Here is a 20,228-nt window from a genome sequence, read left to right on the forward strand (position 1 = left end):
AGGCACGACCATGCACGCTGATATTGAACGTATTCAAACCGGTATTCCCGAGCTCGACGCCGTCCTGCGTGGCGGCCTGATTCGCCAGCGTGTCCACCTCATCGAAGGACGGCCCGGCACCGGCAAGACGACACTGGGTTTGCGCTACCTGATTTATGGCAGGTCGGTCGGCGACCGCTGCCTCTACCTGACGCTGTCGGAAAGCCGCGAGGAATTGTTGGCCGCCGCGATCAGCCATGGCTGGTCGCTGGAAGGCATCGACATCGAAGAGATTTCGCCGATGGGCGAGAACGCCGCATCGCCGCAAACGATTCTGTTGCCCACCGATTCCGAGCTGTCCGCCCTAGTGGACACGATCGCCGACAGGATCATTGCCAGCGAGGCCGACCGGGTCGTCATCGATTCGATGGTCGAGGTGCGCCTGCTGGCGCGCGACAGCGCGCATTACCGGCGCCAGATCATCGACCTGCGCCAGCGCCTCGCCGCCACGCATGCCACCGTCATGCTGCTCGACGACCTGACCTCGGACGGGCGCGAATTCGAGCTGCAAAGCGCCGTGCACGGCGTGCTGACGCTGGAACAGCTGGAGCGCAGCTTCGGTGCGACCCGGCGCCGCCTGCGTGTCGTCAAGCTGCGCGGCGGCGATTTCCAGAGCGGCTGGCACGACTATGCGATCAAGAAGAACGAGATCCTGGTCTTTCCGAGCCTGATCGCGCAGGAGCATCACCGCGACGACGCTGCCCCCGACATGCTGAGCACCGTCGATAGCCTCGATCGGCTGCTGGGCGGTCCTTTGGTGGCGGGCAGCTCGACGATGCTGTTGGGACCATCCGGTGTCGGCAAGTCGACGCTGGCCCTGCAATACGCACTGGCTGCCGTACGCGGCGGGCAGCACGTCGGCTACTTCACTTTCGACGAATCGGAAACCACCTTGCGCTCGCGGATGGTCGGGCACATGAACGAGGACCACGCGAGCGGCGAAGAGCGGCTATTTCATCTCCGCCGCATCAATCCGTCGCGCATCTCTCCCGGCGAATTCATCTGGAATGTCAGGCGCATCGTCGAGGACGTGGGTGCGCGCCTGATCATCATCGACTGCATCAACTCCTATCTCGACGTGATACGCGAGGAAAAATCGCTGCTGCTGCAGATGAATGAGCTGTTCTCCTACCTGAGCAACATGCGGGTCACGTCGATCATCATCGGCGCGCATTCGGCACGCCTGGATACGTCGAAGGAGCCCGATGCCCTCAGCATCATCACCGACAACATCATCTCGCTGCGCTACTACGAGCACGACAACGTCGTCTGCAAGGCCATCTGCGCCCTGAAGCGGCGCCAGGGACGGCACGAGCACGAGGTGCGGGAATTCCGCCTGACCGATGCCGGCATCGAGATCGGCGCGAAAGTCGGCGTACCGATCGACGAGTCGGGAGTGGCTTCCCTTGAAGCCTGAGGAAGGTCACGCCGCGCCGCCGATCGCGGTCGTGTTTGCGCCGATCGAGGGCGATGCGGCAGCCCTGCGCACCCTGCTCGAAGAGGAGGGCGTCGCGGTACACGCCTGCCGCGATGCGCAGGGCCTGTATGCCTGCCTGGACGAACGGGCCTGGTGTGCCATCGTCACCGAGGAAGGACTGGACCGCTGCTCGCTCGAGGGACTCGATACCAGCCTGCGGCGCCAGCCCGCCTGGTCCAACCTGCCGATCCTGACGCTCGCCGGCTCGGTCAGCGAACAGGTGGACAGCAACCGTTTTTCGCGCCTGGCGCGGATCGGCAACATCACCCTGATCGAGCGTCCGACCTCGCGTGAAGTGCTGCTGATGGCGATCCGATCGGCCTTGCGCACGCGGCGCCTGCAGTTCGACATGCGTGACCAGTGGCGCGCACTTGAGCAGCATGCGGATGCGCTCGAGAGTGCGGTCAAGGAACGCACCCTGTCGCTCGAGCGCGAAGTGAATGAGCGGCGCCGCGTCGAGCGTGCCCTGGCCGAAGCACGGCGACTGGAATCGCTGGGGCGCCTGACAGGCGGCGTCGCCCATGATTTCAATAACATCCTGCAGGTCATCTCCGGCTCGGAGACCTTATTGCGGATGTTGCTTGCCAAGGAAGCCAATGAGCGCGTCGTGCGTGCGCTCGATGCGATCCGCCGGGCCTCCGGCCACGGCGCGGCCTTGACGCAGCAGTTGCTGGCTTACGCGCGGCGCCAGCCCTTGAATAACGTCGCGCTCGACCTGCCGCTCTACCTGCACGCAAGCGCGGAACTGCTCAGCGGCGCCGTCGGCGCCGGTATCGCGATGCGCCTGCGGATCCCACCTGGCCTGTGGCCGGTATCGGTCGATCCCGCCCAGCTCGACGCGGCGCTGCTCAACGTGGCGACCAATGCACGCGACGCGATGGACGGACAGGGCATGTTGGAGCTGGCCGCTTCCAACGTCCACTTGCCCGACCCGGCGCTGCCGCAAGGAGCAGACCTGGCCGGCGAGTATGTCTGCATCACGCTTACCGACGATGGCGAGGGCATGTCCGAAAAGACCGCACGCCAGGCGTTCGAACCCTTCTTCACGACGAAATCGGTCGGCAAGGGCACGGGCCTGGGCTTGTCTCAGGTGTATGGGTTTGCGAGCCAGAGCCATGGCACGGCCTTCATCCGGCGCGAGCAGCGGGGCACCACGATCGGTATCCTGCTGCCGCGCAGTTGCGAGGAAATCCAGGCTGTCCAGGGGGGCGCTTCGGCCAGCGAGCTGCACGCGCTGAAGGGCGTGCGCATCCTGTGCGTCGAGGACGATCCGGTGGTGGCTGAAACGACGGCTTCGCTGCTGTCCGTGCTCGACGCCGAGATCACCGTCGTCGACAGCGCCGACGCCGCCTTCGCGGCCGACTTCAGCGGCATCGACCTGGTGCTGTCGGACGTGATGATGCCGGGGAGTACCGACGGCATCGGGCTGGTGCACTGGCTGGCCAGCCATCATCCCGACATGCCGGTCGTACTGGCCAGCGGCTACATGGTCGATCCCGGGCGGCTGGAGAAGCTGCAGGTCCAGTTCCTGCGCAAGCCCTACACGCTCGAGGCGCTGGCCAACGCGATGGCGCTGGCGCTGGCCGGGCGCGATGGGCGGGCCAGTTAAGGCGCCTGCTCCTCGACGAAGACCACCGCCGTGCGCGCAGGGATGCTGAAGCTGCCGCTCGCCGCATCGAAACGCGCCTCGCCCGCACGTTTGTCGCCGGCGCTTGCCGCCGTGTGCACCGGATGCAGCCGCAATCGCTTGCCGCGCGCCTGCTCGTCGCTCACCACGTGCGTGACCTTGTCCACGTTGATGAAGTAGCGGATGCTGCCGAAACCCGCGCCGGCGTAGCCGCGGCCGTCCAGGTGCGCGGCGATCACGGTCGGCTCCTGCTGCGGCCCGACGTTGAAGAAGCGCAGGCGCTGCGCCACCTCGTCCGCCGTGCGCAGGCGGAACAGGGTCGAACTGGCGCGGATTGCCAGCAGGTCGCGGAAGGCGTCGCGGGTGAAGGCGATGTCTTGCGGTTGCGGGCGAAGGGCAGGATTGGCCAGCAGGGGCTGGAACAGCAACCAGTCCTTGGCGTTGTCGGGCGCGGGCGGCAGGCCGGTGCCGAAGAAATTAGTCTTGTAGGTCCAGTCGAGGCGATTGAACCAGTCGCCCGAATTGAAGCTGTTGCGGTCCAGCGACTTGGAACGCAGGATGTCGGAGCCGGCGTGGTAATAGGCCACGCCCTGGCTGAAGGCGGTCAGGGCCAGGCCCAGCACTTGTACGCGCGCACGGTCGGCACTCGAGGTGGCGAGCGGCAGCTTCAGGGCATTCGCGTCGTACAGGGTCTGGTTGTCGTGGTTTTCGACGTAGTTGACGGTCTCGCCCGGCGCGCTGGCGTAGCCGGCCGGCTGGCCGCCATAGGCCATCTGTTCGCCCGTGCGGGCGACGCCGTCCGCATTCACGAAGGCGTAGCTGCGCAGGGTGCCGGCCAGGCCGAGGCGGATCAGGTCGGCGGCCTGCAGCAGGTCGCTGCGCGGGCGCTGGTCCGCTTTGGCATTCGGGTCGTAGACGAGACCATTGATCCAGCCCTGCTGCTTGAGCACGGCGTCGCCGGAATCGCCGGCCCCGCCGCCGCGCGCGGCGTCGCGGGCGCGGTCGCTGAAGGTGCCGATGCCGCTGCCGTTCAGGGACAGCTGCGAGGCCTGGACGAAGCGTGCGCCGTTTTCCACTTCGCCGAAGTTCCAGCCTTCGCCGATCAGCTGCACGCTGCGGCCGGTGGCCGCGTTTACCGCCGCCTGCAGCCGTTCCATCGTGGCGCGTGGCTGGTGGCCCATCAGGTCGAAGCGGAAGGAATCCATGCGGTAGTGCCGGGCCCACAGCACGCTTGACTCGATCATCAGCTTGCCCATCATCGCGTTCTCGGTGGCGGTGTTGTCGCAGCAGGTCGATTGCGCCACCTTGCCGTTTGCATCGAGCCGGTGGTAGTAGCCGGGCACGATGCGGTCGAGGACCGACTTTTCCTGCTGGCCAGCGGCGAAAGTATGGTTGTAGACCACGTCCATGCCGACCCGCAGGCCGGCGCGGTGCAGGTTCATTACCATTTCGCGCAGCTCGACGATGCGGCGCGCGCCGTCGTCCGGGTCGCTGGCGTAGCTGCCTTCGGGCGCGTTGTAGTGGAAGGGATCGTAGCCCCAGTTGTAGCAGTCGCCGTGCGCGGTCTTCATGACCAGCGCCTGCTGGCGCTCGCTGTCCGGCGCACCCGCCGGCCTGGGTACGGCGCAGCCGCGTTCGGGCACGCTGGCGATGTCGTAGACGGGCAGCAGGTGGATGTCGGTCAGGCCGGCCTGGGCCAGCGCCCGCAGGTGGCGCATGCCGTTCGAACGCGTTTCGCCGAAGGCCGCGTACTTGCCGCGTTTGTTCAAGGGCACGCTGGTGTCGTCGCGCGAGAAGTCGCGAACGTGCAGTTCGTAGACCGACATGTCCGTCTGCGCCTTGACGGTGGCAGGCGCTTTGTGGGTATCCCAGCCTGCCGGCTTGAGCTTCGCCGCATCGAGGTCGGCGATGTAGCTGCGCTGCGAGTCCGCGTTCAGGCTGACCGAATACGGATCGGTGACGCGGTTGCGCACCAGTCCGGTGCCGTCGGCGACGACGTCGACCAGGTAGGTGTAATAGCGGCCCGAGAGGTCGGCCGGCACACGGGCGCGCCAGGCGCCGGTTGTGGCGTCGAAGGCCAGCGGGTGGATTGCGCGCGCACGGCCGGCTGGTTTGTCGTAGACGCAGACGGCGGCCTGTTGCGCGGTAGGCGCCCACAGCGCGAAGCCGGTGCCGCTTGCACGCGGTGTAACGCCGAGGTCGGGAATCTGCTGCGCGGCCGCGTACAGGTCGTCGAGGGCGCCGGCCGCTTGCAGGCGGGTGGCGGCGAGTACGGTGCCATCGAGGTCTTCGCGCACCAGCACCAGTTGTTCGCGCTGCAGCTGGGCGAGGTCGGCATCGTTCACGGCCAGCACGGGGCCGGTGCCGACGTATTTAAAACGCTGGGCTGCCGCTGCGGGAACGGCGCCTGTGTTCCGCACGAGTTCAAACGCGCCGGCCGCGCCTTGCACCTTTGCGCCGGCCCTGGCGACGATGGCGCCGTCAGGGGAGTGGTACAGGCGGAAGCGGCCCGCGCTTGCCATGCCGGGCCATTGGATGAGGCGGCGGTCGAGCCAGACGGCGCGGGCTTCCAGCGTGGTCGGTGCCGCATGCAGAGTGGTCGCGAACCCGGGAGCGTCGCAGGCTTGCAGGGGGATAGCGGCGTGGGCGGTGCTGGAAAGGCCGAGGAAGGCGAGCAGGGCGGCGTGGCGCGGGAACGAAATCATGCGGGTCTCATATCGTAGTTTAGCTACAGTATGCCCGGTATTGCACAAAAATCGAATCCATAAAGTGTAATTTGACTAGTTTGAACGCAGGCGGCAGCATGTAAAAAAGCCCGCGCGAGGCGGGCTTTGCTGGTTTAGGCCTTGACGGCCGCCAGTGCTTTCGCACTCTCGATGCTGCGGTAATGGTCCACCATCTTGTAGCGTTTCGCGTAGAGCCCGAACGCGATCGCCGCAAGGAGCGCAAAGGCCGCGAAGAAGTACATCTGGAAGGCGATCACGCTGACCCCCGAGGTGGCGATGGTGCCCAGCACGGCGTCGTTCTTGACGGCCGCGTTCACCACCAGCACCCACAGGTTGCCGACCGTGACGGCCAGGCTCCACAGGGCCATGATCGCGCCCTTCATCGAGGCCGGCGCCTGGCTGTAGGCGAATTCGAGGCCGGTGGCCGAGACCAGCACCTCGCCCATCGTCAGCAGCGCGTACGGCAGGATCTGCCAGGCCATCGAGGTCGGCGTGCCGGCGTCCATCGAGACCTGGATGGTGCCGATGACCAGCCAGGACAGGGCCGAGAAGGCGATACCGGCCGTCATGCGGCGCAGCGGGGTCGGCGTGATGCCGATTCTCTGCAGCATCGGGAACAGCACCAGGTTGTTGAAGGGGATGAGCAGCATCACCAGTAGCGGGTTCAGGGCCTGCATCTGGGCCGGCAGCAGCGTGAACTCCTTACCGAAGACGGAGAAGGTGGTGATCATCGAATTGGCCTGCACCACCCAGGTCGACGCCTTCTGGTCGAACAGGGACCAGAAGGGCGTCACCAGCGCGAACACGACCAGGATGCGCAGCACGGCGCGCACGCCGTCGACCGCTTCGTCCGGATGCAGGCCGCGCGCGCGTTCGAGCTGCATCGAGATGCCGGCGCCGACAAAGCCCAGCAGCAGGACCAGCGCCGTGCAGGCGGCGATCACGAAGCCCCACGAGGGCGACATCAGCAGCGAGGCGATGGCGCCGAAGAGGCCGACCATGGCGACGGTGCGGCCCGGGCCGTTGGTCGCGAGCGCCGTGCGCGCCACGCGCGAGAACGAGTGCGGATTCGGTGCGCTTGGCGGCACGTGCACGTACTTCTTCTTCCCGCTCCAGAACACCATGGTCGCGATGAACATCATGATGCCCGGGATGCCGAAGGCGACTGCCGGTCCGTAGTTCTTCAGGAACAGCGGCATCAGCAGCGAGGCGAAGAAGGAGCCGAAGTTGATGATCCAGTAGAAGGCGTCGAAGACGATCTTCGCCTTTCCTTTATTAGTCTGGTCGAACTGGTCGCCAACGAAGGAGGAGACCAGCGGCTTGATGCCGCCCGAGCCGAGCGCGATCAGGCCCAGGCCGAGATAGAAACCCTTGACGTTGTCCTCGAAGATGGCGAGGCAGGCGTGACCCGCGCAGTACACGAGGCTGAGCCAGAACACCGTGTTGTACTTGCCGAAGAAGCGGTCGGCCAGCCAGCCGCCCAGCAGCGGGAAAAAGTAGACGCCGATGACGAAGGTGTGGAACACGTGCTTGGCTTCACCGGTGCGCTCGGACTCCGGCAGGAACAGCAGCAGCGTGGAGATCAGGAAGGGCGTGAGGATGTTGCGCATGCCATAGAAGCTGAAGCGCTCGCAGCCTTCGTTGGCGATGATGTAGGGGATCTGGCGGGGCATGCGTCCGCTGCTGGCGGTCGTCGTCGGCTGGCTCATGGGCGCGTCCTGGAAAAAGTAACGCGCAATCCTATGATGCCGTTGGGGTCTTTGCAACTAAAAAAATCAGCTCATCAGGCGGCTTCGTAGTTTTGCTACTTTGTGGAAAGGCGATGCAAATATTATTTGTATTTAAGTCGTTGAATGCAAAGGAAATATGCCTTCAGATTGCAGTGCGGAGCGGATTGTAAAATCGAAAATCCTGCTGTATATTGCCTAAAATCGAACAACCGGACCTTGCCATGACCCAGACCGCCACGCAAAACTTTACGCAAAAGCCCGAATGGTGGCGCGAAGCCATCATCTACCAGGTATACCCGCGCAGCTACCTCGACACCAACGGCGACGGCGTGGGCGATATCCCGGGCATCACCGCGAAACTCGATTACATCGCGAGCCTGGGCGTGAACATCGTCTGGCTGTCCCCGTACTTCAAGTCGCCGATGAAGGACTTCGGCTACGACATCTCCGACTACTGCGACGTCGATCCGCTGTTCGGCACCCTGGCCGATTTCGACGCGATGGTCGCCAAGGCGCACTCGCTCGGCCTTAAAATCATGATCGATCAGGTCATGGCGCACACCGCCGACGCGCACCCGTGGTTCGTCGAGAGCCGTTCCAGCCGCGACAACCCGAAGGCCGACTGGTATGTGTGGGCCGACGCCGCCCCGGACGGCAACCCGCCGAACAACTGGATGTCGGTCTTCGGCGGCTCCGCCTGGCAGTGGGACACGCGCCGCAAGCAGTACTACATGCACAACTTCCTGGTCAGCCAGCCGCAACTGAACTTCCACAACCCGGAGGTGCAGAAGGCCCACCTGGCGGCGCTGCGCTTCTGGCTCGAACGCGGCGTCGACGGCGTGCGCATGGACGCCTGCAACTACCACTTCCACGACACGCAATTGCGCAGCAATCCGCCTGCCACCACGCGTGATACGGCCTCGGTCACCGACGTCAACCCCTACGGCATGCAGGCCCACATCTACGACAAGACGCGTCCGGAAAACATCGCCTTCCTGCAGCAGATCCGCGCGCTGCTGAACGAATTCGGCGCCGTGTCGATCGGCGAAGTCGGCGCCGACGACGCCCTGGCCTGCATGGCCGAGTACACGGCCGACGGCGACAAGCTGCACATGGCCTACAGTTTTAATTTGCTGACGCCGGAATTCACTGCAAAGCACATCCGCACGCAAGTGGAAGAATTCGAAGCGCGCGTCAAGGGCGGCTGGGCGTCCTGGTCGGTCGGCAACCACGACGCGATCCGCGTGGTCACGCGCTGGCGCGGCGAAGACGCGCCGGTCGCCTTTGCGTCGATGGTGCTGGCGATGCAGCTGGCCCTGAAGGGAACGCCTTGCCTGTACCAGGGCGACGAACTGGCGCTGCCGGAAGCGGACGTGCCGTATGAGCTGCTGCAGGACCCGTACGGCATCACCTTCTGGCCCGAGTTCAAGGGCCGCGACGGCTGCCGCACGCCGATGCCGTGGACGAATGCGGCGCCGAACGCCGGCTTCACGACTGGCACGCCATGGCTGCCGGTCGCGGTGCCGCATCTTGCGGCATCCGTATCGCAGCAGGAGTTCGACTCCGCCTCGAGCCTGAACGCGGCGCGCCGCATCATCCACTGGCGCCAGAGCCTGCCGCAGCTGACCCGTGGCGACATCTCCTTCTTCGACGCGCCGGAACCGGTGCTGGCGCTGCGCCGTACCTTGGAAGGCGAAGCGACCGTGCTGGCCGCCTTCAACCTGTCGAACGCGCCTGTCACGATCGAGTGGCCGGAAACCGCCGGCGCGCAGAAGCTCGAGGGCCACGGCCTGCCGGGCGAAGCCGCCAACGGCAGCGTCACGCTGCCGGCCTACGGCGCCTGGTTCGGTACCTTGGCTTGATGGGTAACGCGCCCGAGACGGAGAAACTGGCGCGTACCGCCTTTGCCGACGGCCCGCGCCTGCTGGCCGACATCGGCGCGACCCATGCCCGCTTCGCGCTGCAGACGGCGCCGGGCGTGTTCCGCCACGTCGCCGTCCTGAAGTGCGAAGACTTCGAGGGCGTGAGTGCGCTGGTGCGGTCCTACCTGCGCGAGCACGCGGACCTGAATCCGCAGCACGCCGCCTTTGCCGTGGCCAATCCGGTCAACGGCGACCAGGTGCGCATGACGAATCGCGCCTGGGAATTCTCGACCGAGGCGCTGCGGCGCGAACTCGGCCTGTCGACGCTGCTGGTGGTGAACGACTTCACGGCGCTGGCGATGGCGATCCCCGTGCTGACCCCGCAAGACCTGCTGCAGGTCGGCGGCGGCAAGCCGGCGGCGAACGCCGTCATCGGCGTGCTCGGACCGGGAACCGGCCTGGGCGTGTCTGGCCTGATCCCGACCAGCGACGGCTTCGTCACCCTCGGCAGCGAAGGCGGCCACGTCAACTTCGCGCCCAGCGACGAACGCGAGTTCGCCGTCCTGCAGCATGCCTGGCGCGCCTGGCGGCACGTGTCGAACGAACGCCTGATTTCCGGGCCGGGCATGGAGCTGATCCACGAGGCGCTGGCGCTCCACAACGGCGTGCAGGTTGCGAACCGTACGGCCGCCGACATCCTGGCCGCGGCGCTCGATGAAAACGATGCGCTGTGCAGCGAGGTGCTGGAGGTCTTCTGCGGCATGCTGGGTGGCGCCGCGGCGAACCTCGCCGTGACGCTGGGCGCCTTCGGCGGCATCTTCATTGGCGGTGGCATCGTGCCACGGATGGGGGAGTGGTTCGCACGCTCTCCCTTCCGCGCGCGCTTCGAAGCCAAGGGGCGCTTCTCGCACTACCTGGCCGACATCCCGACCTACGTCATCACCACGCCGAATCCCGCCTTCCATGGCGTGGCGACCATCCTCTCGGAACACCTGCGCGGACGCAGCGGCGCGAACACGCTGATGGACCGCATCAAGCAGCTGCGCCACGAACTCACGCCCGCCGAGCAGCGCGTCGCCACCCTCGTGCTGGAGCAGCCGCGCCTGGTGCTGAACGAACCGATCGCGGAGATCGCACGCGGCGCCGAGGTCTCGCAGCCGACCGTGATCCGCTTCTGCCGCTCGCTCGGCTTCCTGGGCCTGGCCGATTTCAAACTGAAATTCGCGAGCAGCCTGACCGGCGCCATCCCGGTGCGCCACAGCCAGGTGCGCAATAGCGACAGCACCCACGATCTGTCGGCCAAGGTGATCGACAACACGGTCTCGGCGATCCTGAAATTCCGCGACGGCCTGGACGTGCACACGCTCGACCGCGCGATCGAACTGGTGAGCCGCGCGCGCCGCGTCGAGTTCTACGCGATGGGCAATGCGCGCGTGGTGGCGCTCGATGGCCAACATAAATTCTTCCGCTTCCGGATTCCGACCGCCTTGTATGGCGACGCGCACCTGTTCGCACTGGCTGCGGATTTATTGGGGCCGGGCGACCTGGTGATCGCGATCTCGAATTCGGGACGCTTGCCGGAGCTGCTGCAGGCGGTCGACATCGCCCGCTCGCGCGGGGCCGACGTGATCGTGATCGGCAACAGCCAGTCGCCGCTGGCGCGCAAGGCGAGTGTTTGCCTGGCCGTGGATCACGCGGAGGACAGTACGGTGTTCCTGTCGATGATTTCGCGGATCTTGCAGCTGCTGTTCATCGACATCATGGCGGTGGGCTTGTCGGTCGATGGGCAGAATCGCGAAGGGGATGCCGAGCAGCGTAGGCTGCTGATCTCACACCTCGATTCGTAGGGTGGGCATTCATGCCCACGCGGGGTCACCGCGTGCACCCACGCGGCGCGTTTGTTCACCCGTTCGACCGCGTGGGCATGAATGCCCACCCTACGTTACGCCACGGCCAACGAATATCAATCGGCGGATTTGGTTTCGACGCGGCGGATTCCACGGCGCCACTCGTCGAGCGACACCACGGTGTCGGTAGCCGTGTCCTCGACCAGAATCTGGTTCCCCGTCCGCGCCACCAGAAAACTCTCGCGCCGCTGCACCTTGTCCGCGCGGTTCTCGACAAAACTCAGCTGCCAGTAAGCGGTGCCGTTAATGACGCGCGGCGTCGGGTCGTCTTCGATGATGGCGCCGTGCGCCTTGCCGCGCGAGCGCTTTTCGATCTCCTGCGACCAGCTCTTCACTTCCGGCAGCGCCAGCAGCGCGGCCATCGCCTGGTCGCGCGTCACGGCCGGCTCGGCCTGCTGCTGTACGGCCGGCTTGGCGGGCGGCGGAGGAGGCGCGGGCTGCTTGTCCTTGCAGGCGGCAAGCAGGGCCGTCGCCAGCAGAAAAAGAGTGAGCAGGTGTGCGCCGCGTGGAGTCATGGTCTGGCCTCGTGAAAATCGTGGGGCCATACTAGCCGATGTGCAGGCTCTCCATCAAGGCGCCAGCGCCCTGTTGGCACGCAGGTTGCGAGCCAGGTAGTCGGCCAGCTCCTTGTCGGGCGCCGGTATGGGCGGGCCGCCCAGGTGGCGCTGCAGCATGCGCAGGATCAGGTGCAGCTGGGCGCGCCGGGCCAGGGCGTTGCGCGAACCGTGTCCCTCGCCCGGCGCGACCAGCAGGCTGACCGGATGGCCGCGTCCCAGCAGGCGCGCCACGTAATCGGTCACGGCGCCGATCTCGACCTTCTCGTCGCTGCCGCCGGCCGTCAACAGCAGCGGCTTGCGTACTGCCTTCGTGTGCAGCAGGGGCGCGTCCGCCGCGATGCGCTGCAGCGCCTGCGCGTCATCGAGCCGGATGCCGAGTTCCGCCAGCCTGGCGCCGAATGGCGCTTCGCCTTCGCGTACCGGGGCCGTGGCGGCAAGCTGGAGCGAGCGCGCGAAGTCGGGCGGCGGCTGCAGCGCGATCCCGAGCTGGAACAGCTTGGGGGTATGGCTCAGGGCCAGCAGCGCCGCATAGCCGCCGAAGGAAGAACCCAGGATACCGAGCCGGCGCGGATCGCCCACGCCTTGCGCCAGCAGCCAGCGCACGCCGTCGACGATGTCGGCCTGCACCCGGCCATTGCCGAAGTCGGCGCCGGGCGCACGCATATAGCGTTCGCCATAGCCGGTCGAGGCACGGAAATTCGGCTGGAACACGGCGTAGCCGCGATTGGCCAGCAGCTGCACCAGCGCCGAATAATCGCCGTCGACATGGTTCCACGGCCCGCCGTGCACGAGCGTCAGCAGCGGCAGCGTCGCGGCCGCGCGGCCCGGCGGCAGGGTCAGGTAGCCATGCACGGTGGCCCCGTCCGATGCCTTGTATTGCAGGGGGATGCTGGCGGCCAGTTGCGCTTCCGGCAGCGCCTGGGCAGCTTCGGTGCGCAGGATTTCCGTGAGGCCGCGCGTCTGCGTATCGTAGAGCCAGAAGCGCGGCTGGCTGAGGCGCGCCCCGCGTTCGGCCAGCAGCCAGGTGCGGCCGGCCGCTTCGATGCTCAGCGCGGCGCCCGGCAGCAGGCGCGCGACGTCGGCCGCCGCCTGCCGCGCGGCCGGATCGAGGCCGTAGTGGCGCCGTGCCGGCAAGTCGTAGGCGGCCAGCAGCGCTCGCCCCGTGCGCGCATCGAAGACGACGGTGTCGAGGTCGGCCACGGACTGCGGATCGCCATGCAGCAGGCGCGCTGCGCCGCCGGCAAGCGGCTGCTCGGACAGCACTTGCCGGTCCTGCACCGTGCGCATCAGGACGCGCCGGCCGTCGCCGCTCAGCGCGAGCAGGTCGCAGGCGCGAAACGGCAGGCAGCGCGTGTTCTCGATCCACTTGCCGCCTTCACGGCGCAGCACCAGTTGGCGCTGCTGCGCGTCGCGCACCCTGACCAGGCGCAGCGCGCCGGCCGCGTCGGCCAGGAAATCGTCGATGGGCCGCGTGTCTTCGTGCAGCAGTTGCGCGCTGCCGTCGGCCTGGATGCGCAGCAGCCGGTAGCGCTTGCTGGCCGGATCGCGTTCGCGCAGCAGCAGGTGCTGTGGCAAGGACGGATCGACGCCGGCGAAGCGCCGCGCGCGTTCGCCGCCGAGGGCACTCACGCGCCGGCTGGAGCCGTCCGTCAGCGCGAGGGCCGAGACGCCGGACGCGTTGACTGCGAACAGGAGGGTGCCGTCGCGCGACCAGTGCAGTTCGGTGTCGGGGCCGATCGCCAGCAGGCGCCGCGGCTGGCGCGTGGCCGTGTCGAGCACGATCAGCGTCGCCGTATCGCCTTGCGCATCCAGATAGGCCAGCCGGCTGCCGTCGGGCGACAGGTGCACCTGACGCAGCCGCAGCGGCCGCTGGAAATCCTCGGCATCAAACAGGGGCGCGGGCGCGAGGCGCGCATTGGCCGCGACGGCCGTGGCCAGCGAGGGCGCGGCGGTGCAGCTTGCGGCGCCCAGGCAGCACAGCATGCCGAATAAAAACCGCATGGCCGGGCGCATCAGGCAGCCACCGGTACGCCGGCCGGCGCAGGTGCACGTGCCGCCGCGCCGCGCGGCTGCAACAGCGCGAGCACGCCCAGGCCGGGAAGGCCGAGCAGCAGGACGGCCAGCGTCCAGCCATAGCGGCGCGCCGGCGATACGCGGGCGCGGCGCAGCCAGGTCCAGGCGGCGAAACTTGACAGCAGCGCGGCGCCGATGGCCCAGGCAACCACCTCCGGCGGACGGCGCTGGCCGACGATGTCGGCGAAGGCACTGCGCTGCGGGACACCGACGTCGCCGTTCTCGAACAGGGCCGGCAGCGCCAGCACCGCATGCGTCACCGGCGACAGCCACCAGGCCTTGTGTTCGAAGGGCGCCGCGAAATCGTGAGTGAGCGCGCGGTCCGCGACCGGCTGCGCGTGTCCCGCCTCGTCCACGAACAATACGGTCTGGCGCGCATCGGGTTCGCCCTCGGCCATCTTGCGCCCATGGTTGAAGGAGAGCAGGGTGCCGTCCAGCAGCGGGGCGACGTCGACGCGTTCGAGGCCAGTGACGCGTCCCGGCAGCGCGATGCTGTAAAGAAGGCGTACCGGCTGCGCCAGCGAATCGTCGGGGCGCGCGAACACCAGCAGGCGGCGGTCGGTCAGCACGTACCAGCGCGGGCCGATCTCCTTCGGGGCGCTGAGCAGCGTCTCGGGCGCCGGCACCGACAGCACGTCGGTGAAGCGCCGCGCGACCGGGTCACGCCGGTACAGGCGATGCGGCGTCATGATCCAGTTCTCGAAGACGAAGGGCACCGCATCGAAGGGCAGCGGCGAGCCTTCGCCGCCGGCACCGAAGCTGCCGCGCGCGGCGCCGGTGTGCAGGTCGGCGCCTTCGAAGCGCATGCTGTCGTGGCTGAAAGTCCAGGCCGTATGGCGTTCCTCGTCGATCCACTGCAGGCTGTCCAGGTTCGTGATCTGGTGGCGCACCGGGAACTGGCGCGTCATGGGCGACACGGATTCGATGTCGAGCAGCGGTACCTGGCGCGCCCAATGCGCGGCGCGCGGGTCGGTCGATGCCGCCAGCCCGAGCTCGAAGGCGGCGCGGCCGTCGGCGCGCGCCAGTTCGGTGTGTCCTCCTGCCGGCGGCACCGGGCGGTTCAGCGGATGCACCCCAAGCAGCATCTCGCCGTACTGGAAGGCCAGCGAGCCGGTCCACAGCAGGGTGAAATAAAAGCCCAGCTGCAGGGGCAGGCCGGCCGCCAGCAGGGCCGGCAGGCGCTGCGGCGGCGCCGTGCGTTCGGGTTTGAATGCGCCCAGCGCCAGGCCGGCCAGCAGGGCGGTGCAGATCGCGCCGGGCAGCAGCAGGTCGGCGCCCGCGGCCAGGCGCCCCATCAGCAGCACCGGCAGCAGCACGACGACGGTCGCGCTCAGGCGTCCGTTCAGCATGACGTAGGCGCCGGCCAGCCAGCCGTTCAGGCAGAACAGCACGACGAACAGCACCATCAGATAGTGACGCGCATCGACCGTGCGGGTGCTGAGGACGTCCGTGAGGCCGACCGCGAGCAGCAGGGGCAGGCCGATGGCCAGCAGGATCAGGCAGCTTGAAGCCAGCGCCAGGGCGGCGCCCACGCGCTGCGGTGCGAGCGGGCGGTGCAGCAGCCAGATCCAGCGGCTGGGCTGGCGGTAGGTGCCGAACTGGTAGACGGCGAAGCCGAAGCCGCACAGCACATAAAACAACAGGAACACGGCGTGCGGCTGCCAGGACAGCAGCAGCGGGTCCGCCAGGCGGCCGGCGCACAGTTGCAGCACCAGGTGGATGGCGGTGGCGACGAGGGCCGCGGCGCGGAAGCGCCGCAGCTCGCTCAGGAACAGTTCTTTCATGGGAGCCTCAGGCTGCGGTGGGAAGGGAGGCATTGGCCACGTGGCCACGCGCCAGGAAACCGTTGATGGCGCGGTCCAGGCCGACCGCCGACTGGTGCACGCTGCGTGCGCCGAGCAGGCGCAGGCGGCTGCCGAAGTCGTCGCCCTGGTCGAACACCATCAGGTGCGTCAGGCCGTCGATGAGGCGCACCTCGAGCAGGCCGGGCAGGGATGACAGGTCCGGCACGCGGAACGGGAACTCCGCCACCCACAGGTGCACACGTTCGCAGAAGTCGCCGGGCGGGGACATGTGGCGCAGCGCGCCGCGTTCGAGGATCACCAGGTTGTCGGCGACGCGCTCGATCTCTTCCATCTGGTGCGAGCAGTAGACGATGGTGGCGTCTTCTTCGAGCGTGATGAAGAGCAGCGCCTCGAGGAAGGCGCGCTTGGCGACGACGTCCAGGCCCAGGGTCGGTTCGTCGAGGATCAAGAGGTCCGGGCTTTGCGCCAGGGCCAGTGCCAGGTTTACGCCGGCGCGTTCGCCGCGCGAAAGCTGGGCGATCTTCTGGTCGGCGTGCACGTTGAAGTTGCGCAGGACCTGGGCGTAGCGCTCGCCGTTCCAGCGCGGGTACTGGCGCGCCTGCATCGCGGCCAGTTCGGCGATGCGCATCCAGCCGGGCAGGGTGTGCTCTTCGTTGACGAAGCCGATGCGGCCGCGCAGGGCCGGCGTGAGCGCGCCGCTGTCGCAATCGAGCACGCGTGCGCTGCCGCTGGTGGGCGCGGTAAAACCGAGCAGGATGCGAAACAGCGAGGATTTGCCGGCGCCGTTGGCGCCGACAATGGCATGGATGCCGCCGCGCGGCAGGGCCAGCGTCAAGTGGTCGAGCGCGCTCTTGCCGCGGTAGCGCAGGCACAGCGCACGGGTATCGATGGCATACATCGTGCGCTCCTCACGCGGTCTTCTTCGGCGCGCACTGCGCCAGTTCGTCGGCGACGCGGCGCAGCACCGTGTCGGGCGCGTAACCCAGGCCGATGACGTCTCCCGTGAAACGCACCACCGCTTCGTCGAGGCGGCGCGCGCGCTCGTCTTCCGACAGGCGCTGGCGCGGCGGCGCCACGAACAGGCCAAGGCCGGGGCGGGCGTCGAGCCAGCCTTCGCTGGTGAGTTCGTTATAGGCCTTGGCCACCGTGTTCGGGTTGATCGTCAGCTGCTGCGCCAGGCCGCGCACGCTGGGCACGGCGGCGCCGACCGGCAGCTCGCCGCTGGCGACCAGGCGCCGGACGCCGTCCACGATCTGGCGTGCGATCGGGCGCGGGTCGCCGGGGCTGATGTTGATGAGGAGAAGAGTGCGTCGGGTCATGGCTGTCTATCTGTACTAGTATTGATAGTACAGTAGCCCCGACATGCGCCGGGGTCAAGCAATATGAAACGCGTTAATTTAAGTAAAACACTTGTTGCTCTAAGCCAACATTTGATTTTATGCGTAGAATTGATGAAATAGAACGTAGTAATTCATAAACGATATATCGGTTATTCGGCGTTTCTCGTCAAACCGATGCGTCTCTCCACTGAAAGCACATAAGTACACGTCATGAATTTGTTATCCAACATGAAGATCGGCCAGCGCCTGGCCCTTGGCTTCGCCGTCGTGCTGGCCCTGTCGATTCTGATCACGGTGATCGGCATCCTGAAACTGAATGCGGTCGCCGATGCCGCCGAGCAGATGCTCGACCAGCCGGTCAAGAAGGAACGCATGATCAGCGACTGGAGCGCCAACATCGCCGTCGCCGTGATCCGCACCTCGGCCATCATCAAGAGCAGCGATACCTCGCTGACCGAGTTCTTCGCCAAGAACACCGAGGAAACCAACGCCAAGGCGGCGACCTACCTGAAGGAAGTCGAGAAGCTCCTCAGCACGCCGGAAGAAAAGGAGACCTTCGCCAGGATGATCTCGCTGCGCGGCGCGTATGCGGGCGGGCGCGCCGAAGCCGTGCGCCTGAAGAGCGAGGGCAAGATCGAAGAATCGATGCAGGTGCACGACAAGGTCTACATCCCGGCCGCCCAGGCCTACCAGGCCAACATCCAGTCCCTGGTGGCCCTGCAGCGCAAGCAGGTCGACGAGCTGCAGCAGCAGATCCAGCACGTCAAGGAAGACAGCCGCCGCACGGTGGTCCTGCTCGGTGTCCTGAGCGTGGCCTTCGGCGCCCTGTGCGCATGGTGGCTGACCCGCTCGATCACGCGTCCGGTGCAGGCCGCAGTCAGCCTGGCGCGCCGCGTCGCCGCCGGCGACCTGACCAGCCGCCGCCAGGCGAGTGCGAAGGATGAAATCGGCGCCCTGCAGGACGCGCTGGCCGACATGAACGAGCACCTGCTCGGCCTCGTCACGGAGATCCGCAGCGGTTCACATGCGATCGCCACGGCCTCCTCGGAAATCGCCGCCGGCAACCTCGATCTCTCGGCGCGTACCGAAGAGCAGGCCGGATCGCTGGAAGAGACGGCCAGCTCGATGGAAGAGCTGACCTCGACGGTCGCCCAGAACGCCGGCAATGCGCGCCAGGCCAGCCTGCTCGCGACCTCGGCCAGCGAAGTGGCGGGCCGCGGCGGCGTCGTGGTGTCGCAGGTGGTCGAGACCATGGCGGCGATTAACGAATCGTCGAAGAAGATCGCCGACATCGTCGGCGTCATCGACAGCATCGCCTTCCAGACGAATATCCTGGCGCTGAATGCGGCCGTCGAAGCTGCCCGGGCGGGCGAACAGGGCCGCGGCTTCGCGGTCGTCGCCAGCGAAGTGCGCAACCTGGCGCACCGCTCGGCCGCGGCGGCCAAGGAAATCAAGGTCCTGATCGATGCTTCGGTCACCCGCGTCGACGATGGCGCCAGGCTGGTCGACCAGGCCGGCGCGACGATGAACGAGATCGTCGGCAGTGTCCAGCGCGTGACCGACATCATCGGCGAGATCACGGTTGCCACCAACGAGCAGACCGCCGGCATCGGCCAGATCAACGGGGCCATCAGCCAGATGGACCAGGTGACCCAGCAGAACGCGGCCCTGGTCGAGCAGGCCGCCGCCGCCTCGAACGCCATGCACGAACAGGCGGACCAGCTGCTGCAGGCGGTCAGCGTGTTCAAGCTGGCCGACGACGCGCAGCAGCCGGCGGCACGCGCCGCCTTCGCGGTGGCGCGGCGCCCGGCCCTGGCGTAATGACGCGTCGCGGGTGCGCTTTGCAGCCGATTACTGTTCGCCCGCGATCTCCTCCTTGAGCGAGGCCATGTCGATCACGTAGCGGAAACGCACCTCGCCTTTCTCGACCTTTTTATACGCATCGTTCACGTCCTGGATGCGGATCATCTCGATCTCCGGGCCGATGCCGTGCTCGGCGCAGAAGTCCAGGATTTCCTGGGTCTCGGCCAGGTTGCCGATCAGGGAGCCGGCCACCGAACGGCGCATCTGCGCCATGGCCATGTTGTCCGTCGGCGCCAGCGGCTCGAGCGCGCCGACCACGCACAGCACGCTGTCGCGCTTGAGCAGTTCGACGAAGGGATTCAGGTCGTGCTTCTCGGGCACGGTCGAGAGCATGAAGTCGAAGCTCTTCTCCAGTTCTTCCAGCGCCTTCTTGTCCTTCTCCAGCACCGCCTGGAAGCCGAGCTTCTGCGCTTCCTCGATCTTTTCCTTCGTCGTCGTGAACAGCGTCACCTCGGCGCCCATCGCCTTGGCGATTTTTGCGGCCATGTGGCCGAGACCGCCCATGCCGATGATGCCGACCTTGTCGCCGGCCTTCACGCCCCAATGCTTCATCGGAGAGTAGGTCGTCACGCCGGCGCACAGGATCGGCGCCGCGACTTCCGGCTGCAAAGCTGCCGGGATCTTCAGTACGAAGTCTTCCTTCACCACGAGTACGTTCGAATAGCCGCCGAAGGTGTTGTCCTTGCCGTAGATGTTTTCGCCGGCCTTCGCCTTCGGGATCATCGGACCGTTGTAGGTCGCCAGCCAGCTGTTCGGGCTACCGCAGTAATTCTGGTCGCCGCACTTGCAGGCTTCGCACTGGCCGCAGCTGTCGACCATGCAGCCGACGCCGACGATGTCGCCCACCGCATGGCGCTTCACGGCCGGGCCGACTTTCGTGACGCGGCCTACGATCTCGTGCCCGGGCACGCAGGGATAGACCGTATTCGACCACTCGTTCTTGACCTGGTGGATGTCCGAATGGCAGACGCCGCAATACAGCACATCGATTTCGACCTCGTGCGCGCCCGCTTCCTCGCGCTCGAATTCGTAGGGTTTCAGGCGGCTGTAGGAATGCTTGGCCGCGTAGCCGGTGACCTTGATCATGTTCGCTCCTCTGTGAATGGAGCGGGGACGATAGGCTGCACGTACGCTCGCGTCTGTTAGGTGACGCGCTCAGGGCGTAGCCGCAATGTATTCGGTGCGGATCGTACGAATGCTAGACTCGGCATATCGCTTGCCA

Annotated in this window: 13 protein-coding genes; 5 read left to right on the forward strand and 8 right to left on the reverse strand. The window is 66.8% G+C overall.

Annotation, left to right across the window (positions count from 1 at the left end; genetic code table 11):
- Positions 1-10: 10 nt before the first annotated feature.
- Both C2862_RS04575 and C2862_RS04580 read left to right on the forward strand, forming a co-directional pair.
- On the forward strand, positions 11-1,456 hold the full coding sequence (locus C2862_RS04575) for an ATPase domain-containing protein (RefSeq protein ID WP_136218929.1): 1,446 nt from the start codon (positions 11-13) through the stop codon (positions 1,454-1,456).
- Positions 1,446-3,125: a response regulator gene (locus C2862_RS04580; RefSeq protein WP_168710004.1), complete on the forward strand. Its 1,680-nt coding sequence runs from the start codon at positions 1,446-1,448 to the stop codon at positions 3,123-3,125. The genes C2862_RS04575 and C2862_RS04580 overlap by 11 nt, the downstream gene beginning before the upstream one ends.
- Here the strand turns inward: C2862_RS04580 and C2862_RS04585 are convergent.
- Together C2862_RS04585 and C2862_RS04590 are read right to left on the reverse strand one after the other, a co-directional pair.
- On the reverse strand, positions 3,122-5,848 hold the full coding sequence (locus tag C2862_RS04585) for an alpha-1,6-glucosidase domain-containing protein (protein WP_136218931.1): 2,727 nt from the start codon (positions 5,846-5,848) through the stop codon (positions 3,122-3,124). The two genes, C2862_RS04580 and C2862_RS04585, sit on opposite strands and share 4 nt — an antisense overlap.
- Before the next feature lie 134 nt (positions 5,849-5,982).
- Positions 5,983-7,578, reverse strand: a complete 1,596-nt coding sequence (locus C2862_RS04590; protein ID WP_229467289.1) for an oligopeptide:H+ symporter — start codon at positions 7,576-7,578, stop codon at positions 5,983-5,985.
- 242 nt (positions 7,579-7,820) lie between these two features.
- Here C2862_RS04590 and C2862_RS04595 point away from each other — a divergent pair, with 242 nt between their 5' ends.
- Complete coding sequence (locus C2862_RS04595; protein ID WP_136218932.1) at positions 7,821-9,461, forward strand: alpha-glucosidase family protein; 1,641 nt, start codon at positions 7,821-7,823, stop codon at positions 9,459-9,461.
- Positions 9,461-11,308 carry a glucokinase gene (locus C2862_RS04600; RefSeq protein ID WP_136218933.1) on the forward strand — a complete coding sequence of 616 codons (1,848 nt, stop codon included), beginning with the start codon at positions 9,461-9,463 and terminating at the stop codon, positions 11,306-11,308. Before C2862_RS04595 ends, C2862_RS04600 begins: the two co-directional genes overlap by 1 nt.
- A gap of 116 nt (positions 11,309-11,424) precedes the next feature.
- Here C2862_RS04600 and C2862_RS04605 read toward each other — a convergent pair whose 3' ends face one another.
- From C2862_RS04605 to C2862_RS04625, 5 genes are read right to left on the reverse strand one after another with little or no spacing between them, the layout of a single operon-like run.
- Positions 11,425-11,883: a hypothetical protein gene (locus tag C2862_RS04605; RefSeq protein WP_229467290.1), complete on the reverse strand. Its 459-nt coding sequence runs from the start codon at positions 11,881-11,883 to the stop codon at positions 11,425-11,427.
- 54 nt (positions 11,884-11,937) lie between these two features.
- The gene (locus C2862_RS04610; protein ID WP_168710005.1) at positions 11,938-13,926 is read right to left on the reverse strand and encodes a prolyl oligopeptidase family serine peptidase; all 1,989 of its coding nucleotides are present in this window, start codon (positions 13,924-13,926) and stop codon (positions 11,938-11,940) included.
- A gap of 11 nt (positions 13,927-13,937) precedes the next feature.
- The gene (locus C2862_RS04615) at positions 13,938-15,782 is read right to left on the reverse strand and encodes a hypothetical protein (RefSeq protein ID WP_136218935.1); all 1,845 of its coding nucleotides are present in this window, start codon (positions 15,780-15,782) and stop codon (positions 13,938-13,940) included.
- A gap of 7 nt (positions 15,783-15,789) precedes the next feature.
- Positions 15,790-16,701, reverse strand: coding sequence for an ABC transporter ATP-binding protein (locus tag C2862_RS04620; protein WP_136218936.1), 912 nt, complete (start codon positions 16,699-16,701; stop codon positions 15,790-15,792).
- Between the two features lie 10 nt (positions 16,702-16,711).
- Complete coding sequence (locus C2862_RS04625) at positions 16,712-17,122, reverse strand: GntR family transcriptional regulator (RefSeq protein ID WP_136218937.1); 411 nt, start codon at positions 17,120-17,122, stop codon at positions 16,712-16,714.
- 231 nt (positions 17,123-17,353) lie between these two features.
- On the opposite strand from C2862_RS04625, the gene C2862_RS04630 reads away from it, so the two are divergent.
- Positions 17,354-18,964, forward strand: a complete 1,611-nt coding sequence (locus C2862_RS04630; protein ID WP_136218938.1) for a methyl-accepting chemotaxis protein — start codon at positions 17,354-17,356, stop codon at positions 18,962-18,964.
- A 30-nt stretch (positions 18,965-18,994) separates the two neighbouring features.
- Here C2862_RS04630 and C2862_RS04635 read toward each other — a convergent pair whose 3' ends face one another.
- Entirely contained in the window at positions 18,995-20,092 is a 1,098-nt protein-coding gene (locus C2862_RS04635; protein ID WP_136218939.1) for an NAD(P)-dependent alcohol dehydrogenase, read from the reverse strand.
- Positions 20,093-20,228 lie beyond the last annotated feature (136 nt).

The organism is Massilia sp. Mn16-1_5, from assembly GCF_004798585.1.
Taxonomy (GTDB): Bacteria; Pseudomonadota; Gammaproteobacteria; order Burkholderiales; family Burkholderiaceae_D; genus Telluria.